General features: G+C 70.9%; 8 protein-coding genes. All 8 read left to right on the forward strand.

Features of this window, described 5'->3' with window-relative positions; genetic code table 11:
• The coding region (locus B351_RS16915; protein ID WP_019399690.1) for a chemotaxis protein CheW at positions 1 to 341 on the forward strand (341 nt) is incomplete at its 5' end.
• Between the two features lie 53 nt (positions 342 to 394).
• The gene (locus tag B351_RS0114160; RefSeq protein WP_019399691.1) at positions 395 to 703 is read left to right on the forward strand and encodes an STAS domain-containing protein; all 309 of its coding nucleotides are present in this window, start codon (positions 395 to 397) and stop codon (positions 701 to 703) included.
• Positions 700 to 1,065, forward strand: a complete 366-nt coding sequence (locus B351_RS0114165; protein WP_026010741.1) for a response regulator — start codon at positions 700 to 702, stop codon at positions 1,063 to 1,065. Before B351_RS0114160 ends, B351_RS0114165 begins: the two co-directional genes overlap by 4 nt.
• 43 nt (positions 1,066 to 1,108) lie before the next feature.
• Positions 1,109 to 3,070, forward strand: a complete 1,962-nt coding sequence (locus B351_RS0114170; protein ID WP_019399693.1) for a chemotaxis protein CheA — start codon at positions 1,109 to 1,111, stop codon at positions 3,068 to 3,070.
• Positions 3,071 to 3,170: 100 nt separating this feature from the next.
• Positions 3,171 to 3,914 carry a flagellar brake protein gene (locus B351_RS0114175; protein ID WP_232207940.1) on the forward strand — a complete coding sequence of 248 codons (744 nt, stop codon included), beginning with the start codon at positions 3,171 to 3,173 and terminating at the stop codon, positions 3,912 to 3,914.
• A gap of 86 nt (positions 3,915 to 4,000) precedes the next feature.
• Positions 4,001 to 4,480, forward strand: coding sequence for a chemotaxis protein CheW (locus B351_RS0114180; RefSeq protein WP_019399695.1), 480 nt, complete (start codon positions 4,001 to 4,003; stop codon positions 4,478 to 4,480).
• A 77-nt stretch (positions 4,481 to 4,557) separates the two neighbouring features.
• The gene (locus B351_RS0114185) at positions 4,558 to 4,935 is read left to right on the forward strand and encodes a hypothetical protein (RefSeq protein ID WP_026010743.1); all 378 of its coding nucleotides are present in this window, start codon (positions 4,558 to 4,560) and stop codon (positions 4,933 to 4,935) included.
• 73 nt (positions 4,936 to 5,008) lie between these two features.
• On the forward strand, positions 5,009 to 6,550 hold a 1,542-nt coding region (locus B351_RS0114190), incomplete at its 3' end, for an MCP four helix bundle domain-containing protein (protein ID WP_026010744.1).

Below are 6,550 nucleotides of genomic sequence, written 5' to 3' on the forward strand. Positions count from 1 at the left end.
GCGGCACGGTCCCGGCCATGCTCGGGGTGATGAACCTGCGCGGCCAGGTCGTGCCGGTACTGGACCTGGGCATGCACCTGGGCCAGCCCGCGCAACCGGATACCGCCGCCACCCGCTTCGTCGTGCTCGAGGAAAAGGGCGAGGTGCTGGGCCTGCGCGTGTCCGCGGTCGAGGACGTGGTCACCCTCGGCCAGTCCCAGGTCGAGCCGCCCGGCACCACCCAGGTGCGGCTGGCCGGCAACGGCCTGTTCCGCGGCATCGCCCGCCTCGGCGGCGAGCCGATGGTGCTTCTGGACGCCTCCTGCCTGCTGGCCCCGGCCGGCGCGGACGCGTGGCGCTAAAGCCTGCGCCGCGGCGGCCGCTATCCAGACCGACCCCACTGCGTGGAGAAACGATGAACACCGTTTCCCTGGGCGAGGACCTCGGCATCGAGGCCAGCGCCGAGCTCAAGGAACGCCTCTCGGCACACCTGGATGCCAGCGAACTGGCCCTGGATGGCACCGCCGTGCGCCGCGTGCACACCGCGGCCATGCAGGTGCTGTGCGCGTTCTTCCGCAGCCGCCGCGAACTGGGGCGCCGCACCGAGCTGTCCGGGTGCAGCGACGCCCTGCGCGACGCCGCCCGCCTGCTGGGCCTGTCCGGCCAGCTGGGGCTCACCGACCAACAAGACTTGAATAAGAAAGAAGTGGAGAACGCCGCATGAGCGCACGCATTCTGGTAGTGGACGATTCGGCCTCGATGCGCCAGATGGTCTCGTTCGCCCTGACCTCGGCCGGGTTCGCCGTGGAGGAAGCCGAGGACGGCCAGGTCGCGCTCAACCGCGCCCAGGGACAGCGTTTCAACGCGGTGGTGACCGACGTGAACATGCCGAACATGGACGGCATCTCGCTGATCCGCGCCCTGCGCGCCCTGCCGGACTACAAGTTCACCCCGCTGCTGATGCTGACCACCGAGTCGGCCGCGGACAAGAAGGCCGAGGGCAAGGCCGCCGGCGCCACCGGCTGGCTGGTCAAGCCGTTCAACCCCGAGCAGCTGGTCGCCACCGTGCAGAAGGTCCTGGGCTGATCCCGGGCCACCCGCCATACCCCCAAGTTTCGAGCGCGCCACCATGAGCATGGACCTGCAACGCTTCCACGCCACCTACTTCGAGGAAAGCCGCGAGGGCCTGGACGCGATGGAGGCCGGCCTGCTGGCGCTGGAAAGCGGCAGTACCGACCCCGAAGTCATCAACTCGGTGTTCCGCGCCGCCCACTCCATCAAGGGCGGCGCGGCCACGTTCGGGTTCGAGAAGATGGCCGCGCTGACCCACGTGCTGGAGACGCTGCTGGACGAGATCCGCGGCGGCAAGCGCGCCCTCGCCTCCAGCGCGGTCGACGCCATGCTCGGCTCGGTGGACGTGCTGCGCGCCCTGCTGGCCGAGGCCGAGCACGGGCACCCCGCCGACACCGCCGCGATCGAGGCCGTGCACCAGCGCCTGCAGCAGGAGCTGGGCCAGCCCGGCGCCGCGGCCGCGACCAAGGCCGCCGCCGAGCCGGAGCCGGAAGGCTGGGACATCGCCTTCAGCCCGGCGCCGTCGCTGTTCATGAGCGGCAACGACCCGCTGCGCATCATCCGCGAGCTGGAGCACCTGGGCCCGCTGGAAGTCAACGCGCGCCTGGAGAAGCTGCCCGAATTCGCCCAGCTCGATCCGCTGGAAGCGTGCATCGCCTGGGACCTGGGCCTGCGCGGCAAGGTCCCGCGCAGCGCGATCGACGACGTGTTCGCCTGGGTGGTGGACGACTGCGAGCTGGACATCCGCCCGCAGCTGCCCGCCGCGCCCGCCGCGGCTGCACCCGCGGCCCAGGCCGCGCCGACCGCCGCGCACCCGGGCGCCGGCGCCCCGGCGGCCGCGGGCGTGCACGAGGCCGAGACCTCCATCCGCGTCAGCGTCGACAAGGTCGACGCCCTGATCAACCTGGTCGGCGAGCTGGTGATCACCCAGGCCATGCTCAAGCAGGTCAGCGGCGGCATGGACCCGGCCCAGGCCGAGCGCCTGTTCGCCGGCCTGGAACTGCTGGAGCGCAATACCCGCGACCTGCAGGAAGCGGTGATCGGCGTGCGCATGCTGCCGGTGGATGCGGTGTTCCGCCGCTTCCCGCGCCTGGTGCGCGACCTGTCCGGCCGCCTTGGCAAGCACGTGCGCCTGCGCACCATCGGCGAAGGCACCGAGCTGGACAAGGGCCTGATCGAGAAGATCGCCGACCCGCTGGTGCACCTGGTGCGCAACGCCATCGACCACGGCCTGGAACTGCCGGACGCGCGCAAGGCGGCCGGCAAGGACGAGACCGGCACCATCACCCTGGCCGCCTCGCACCAGGGCGGGCACATCGTGATCGAGGTCGCCGACGACGGCCGCGGCCTGAACCGCGCCAAGATCCTGGCCAAGGCCGCCGAGCGCGGCCTGGCGATCCCGGACAACCCCACCGATTCGCAGGTCTGGGACCTGATCTTCCAGCCCGGCTTCTCCACCGCCGACCAGGTCACCGACCTGTCCGGGCGCGGCGTGGGCATGGACGTGGTGCGCAAGAACATCCAGGCCCTGGGCGGCGAGGTGCAGCTGGAGAGCGCCGAGGGCCGCGGCACCCGCGTGGTCATCCGCCTGCCGCTGACCCTGGCCATCCTCGACGGCATGGTCGTGTCCAGCGGCGGCGAGATCCTGATCCTGCCGCTGAGCCACGTACTGGAAGCGCTGCAGCCGGAGCCGGACGACATCCGCACCGTCGCCGGCGAAGGCCGGGTGCTGCGCGTGCGCGGCGAGTACCTGCCGCTGCTGTCGCTGGCCGGCGCCTTCGGCTATGGCGACGGCTCCGGCGAATCGCTGGTGGTGGTGGTCGAGGGCGACGGCCAGAAGCTGGCGCTGCAGGTCGAGGAACTGGTCGGCCAGCAGCAGGTGGTGGTCAAGAACCTGGAGAAGAACTACCGCCGCGTGCCGGGCATCTCCGGCGCGACCATCCTCGGCGACGGCCGCGTGGCCCTGATCGTCGACGTCGGCGGCCTGGCCCGCCAGCGCCAGCTGCCGCAGGCCGCCTGAAGCGGTGCCGGCCGTCGCTCAAGTCGCGCGGCCGGCGGCCGATAAGGCCGGTATCCAAGGCCCCGACCACCAAGGGATGACGGCTGCCACCGACCCAGGCTTGGCCCCCATCGACCTGCCCGATGCGGAGCGCTACCAGCTCCGCGACCCGCGGGAAGTGCTGCGCGTGCTGCATGCGCTGGTCGACGGCCGTGCCCTGATCAGCGCCCACCTGCTGCCCGGCGGCCTGTCCTGCCCCACCGCGCTGCTGGAAGCCGGGCCGGACGGCGTGCTGCTGGACGGCAATCGCCAGGAGGCGATCAACCAGCGCATGGCGGCGGCCGACCAGGTGCTGTGCGTGTCGCAGCTGGACCGGGTACGGGTCCAGTTCCGCCTGCAGCGCCTGCAGCTCGTCCCCGGCGAAGGACCGGCGACCTTCGCCGCGCCGCTGCCGTCCTCGGTACTGCAGCTGCAGCGCCGCGAGCTGTACCGGCTGGAGCTGATCCCCGGGCCGGTGGCCACGGTGCTGGTGCCGCCGCGGCACGAGGGCCAGGCGCCGCTGCAGGCCCGGGTGGTGGACATCAGTGGCGGCGGCGTGGCCCTGGCCGTCGGCGAGGAGGACCAGGCGCGCTTCCCGCCGGGCGGGCAGCTGGACGCCTGCACCCTGGAACTGCCCGACGGCGGCCGCCCGATCCCGGTGCGGCTGCAGGTCGCGCACACATCGCGGCGCCAGCAGCTGGCGCGGCACCCGGTGCGGATCGGCTGCCGCTTCGCCGACCTGCCGGCCAGCGCCGAGCAGCGGATCCTGCAGTTCATCTTCCGGGTCGAGCGCCAGCGCATGGCGCGCGAGCGGGGCGTGGTGTAGCCGGCCCTAAAGTTGCGCCGCCCACGGCCGATTCAACCCGGGAAGCCAGCGCGCATTGCGCCGACATGCCCCTGCAGGAGCAAACAATGAGCAGCACCCCGGTCCCCTCTACGGGCGAATTCCTCACCTTCACCCTGGGCGAAGAGAACTACGGCGTCGACATCCTCAAGGTCCAGGAGATCCGGGGCTACGACTCGGTCACCCGCGTCCCGGACGCGCCGGAGTACATCAAGGGCGTAATCAACCTGCGCGGCACCATCGTGCCGGTGATCGACCTGCGCCTGAAGCTGCGCCTGAAGGAAGCGCGCTACGACAGCTTCACCGTGATGATCGTGCTGAACGTCGACGACCGCGTCGTCGGCATCGTGGTGGACAGCGTGTCCGACGTGGTGCCGCTGGCCGCCGAGCAGATCCGCCCCACCCCGGAGTTCGGCGCCTCGGTCGATACCCGCTTCATCAGCGGCATCGGCACCCTCGACGACCGCATGCTGATCCTGCTCGACATCGAGACCCTGCTGGACAGCGCCGACCTGGGCGAGGCCCAGGCCCTGGACACCGCTACCTGAGAACCCTTGCCAACGGCTGCCGCCGGGCGATCCCGGGGCGGCCCGCCTTTCCGTTCCCGCCATTGGAGTATGCCCCCATGAATCGTTTGACCAAGACCTTGTCCCTGGTGGCCGCCCTGGCCGCGGCGCCCGCCGCCTTCGCCCAGGAAGCCGTCCCCGCCGAGCAGGCCGTGCGCTTCATCGGCAAGGACGTGATGGTGTGCGGCAAGGTCGAGAAGACCCGCTGGGCCCAGAACACCGAGGGCGAGCCGACCTTCCTGTACATGGGCGGCATGTTCCCGCGCCACACCTTCTCCGCGCGCATCCCGGGCGACCAGCGCGGCAAGTTCAAGCCCACTCCGGAGGAGCTGGAGGGTCGCGACGTGTGCGTGATCGGCACCGTCCAGCGCGACGCCAGCCGCGCCGAGATCGCGGTGACCTCGCCGGCCAACATCAAGCTGGCCAACCTGAAGTAACAACAAAAACCTGGCGGGATGCCCGCGGGCATCCCGCACCCAATTGCCGCGAATATTCGGGGGAGTACGCTGCATGCATTGGCTCAAGAACTTGAAGCTCACGCCAAAACTGATGCTGGCTTTTGGCGTGGTGCTGGTATTGCTGGCCGCGCAGGGCGTCGGCGCCTACTACGGGCTGTCGTCGCTCAACCGGGCTACCACCAACCTGTCCCAGGGCAGCATGCAAAGCGTCTCCGTGGCGGCGGAGCTGCGTGCCCTGCTGGGCGAGTACCGCACCGCGGCCTACCGCGGGCTGGTGCGCGCCAGCGAAGCCGTCAAGCTGGACGCGCGCGAGCGTAGCGCCAAGCTGTCGGAGCAGATCGACCAGTCCCTGGCGGCCTACGGCAAGCTCGCCGCGACCGCCGAGGAGCGCAAGCTGCTGGAGGAGCTGACCACCTCCTGGCACAAGGCCCGCGCCTCCTACGAGTCGGTCAACGAACTGATCGACCTGGAGCTGCCGGACGACGCCCTGGACACCTTCCTGGGCGAGACCTCGGACCTGCACAACCAGGCCACCGCCGCGGTGACCGCGCTGATCGAGGAAACCGACCGCCAGGCCGACCAGTCCGTGGCCAGCGCGGGCACCGCCTACGCGACCTCGGTGACCACCATCGTGGTGATGCTGCTGGTGGGCGTGGCCGGTGGCCTGGCCATCGCCTTCTTCATCGCCCGCAACCTGGCCGGTGCGATGCGCGGTGCCGTGGCCGTGGCCAACGACGTCGCCACCGGCAAGCTGGACAGCCGCATCGACATCCGGGGCTCGGACGAGATCGCCGACCTTATGCGCGCGATGCAGCGCATGCAGCACGACCTGCGCGAGCGCACCGAGCGCGACCAGAAGGTCGCGGCGGAGAACCTGCGCATCCGTACCGCGCTGGAAGCCTCCACCACCGGCCTGATGATCACCGATCCGGAATACCGCATCGTCTACCGTAACCCGGCGCTGGCCCGGATGCTGGAAGGCCATGCGGACCAGGTCGCGGCCGCCCTGCCCCACCTTGACATGGAGGCGCCGCTGGTCGGCCAGCCGGTCGAGGTCCTGGAGATCGGCGGCAAGATCGCGCAGGACTTCGTCGCCCGCCTGGAGCGCGAAGGCAGTGCCGCCCGCGAGGTGCAGTACGGCGATGCCTGCTTCGCGCAGAACATCTCCACCATCCTCGACGCCGAAGGCAAGTACGTCGGCATGGTGTGCGAGTGGCGCGACCGCACCGCCGAGATCCGGGTCGAGCAGGAGGTGGCGCGCGTGGTCGAGGCGGCCGCGGCCGGCGACCTGTCCGGGCGCATCGACACCAGCGACAAGCAGGGCTTCCTGCTGCAGCTGGCGGTGCAGCTCAACGGCCTGCTGGACGCCAACGCGATCAGCCTGGCCGAGGTCTCGCGCCTGCTGACCGCCCTGGCCCAGGGCGACTTGACGGTGCGCATGGAGGGCCAGTTCCACGGCGTGTTCGCCCGCATGCGCGACGACGCCAACGCCACCGTCGACCAGCTGACCTCCATCGTCTCGCGCATCCAGGCCGCCTCGGCCGCGATCAACGCCGGCGCCACCGAGATCGCCTCCGGCAACAACGACCTGTCC

Origin of the sequence: Pseudoxanthomonas sp. GW2, from assembly GCF_000283075.1 — a bacterium.
Classification (GTDB): Bacteria; Pseudomonadota; Gammaproteobacteria; order Xanthomonadales; family Xanthomonadaceae; genus Pseudoxanthomonas.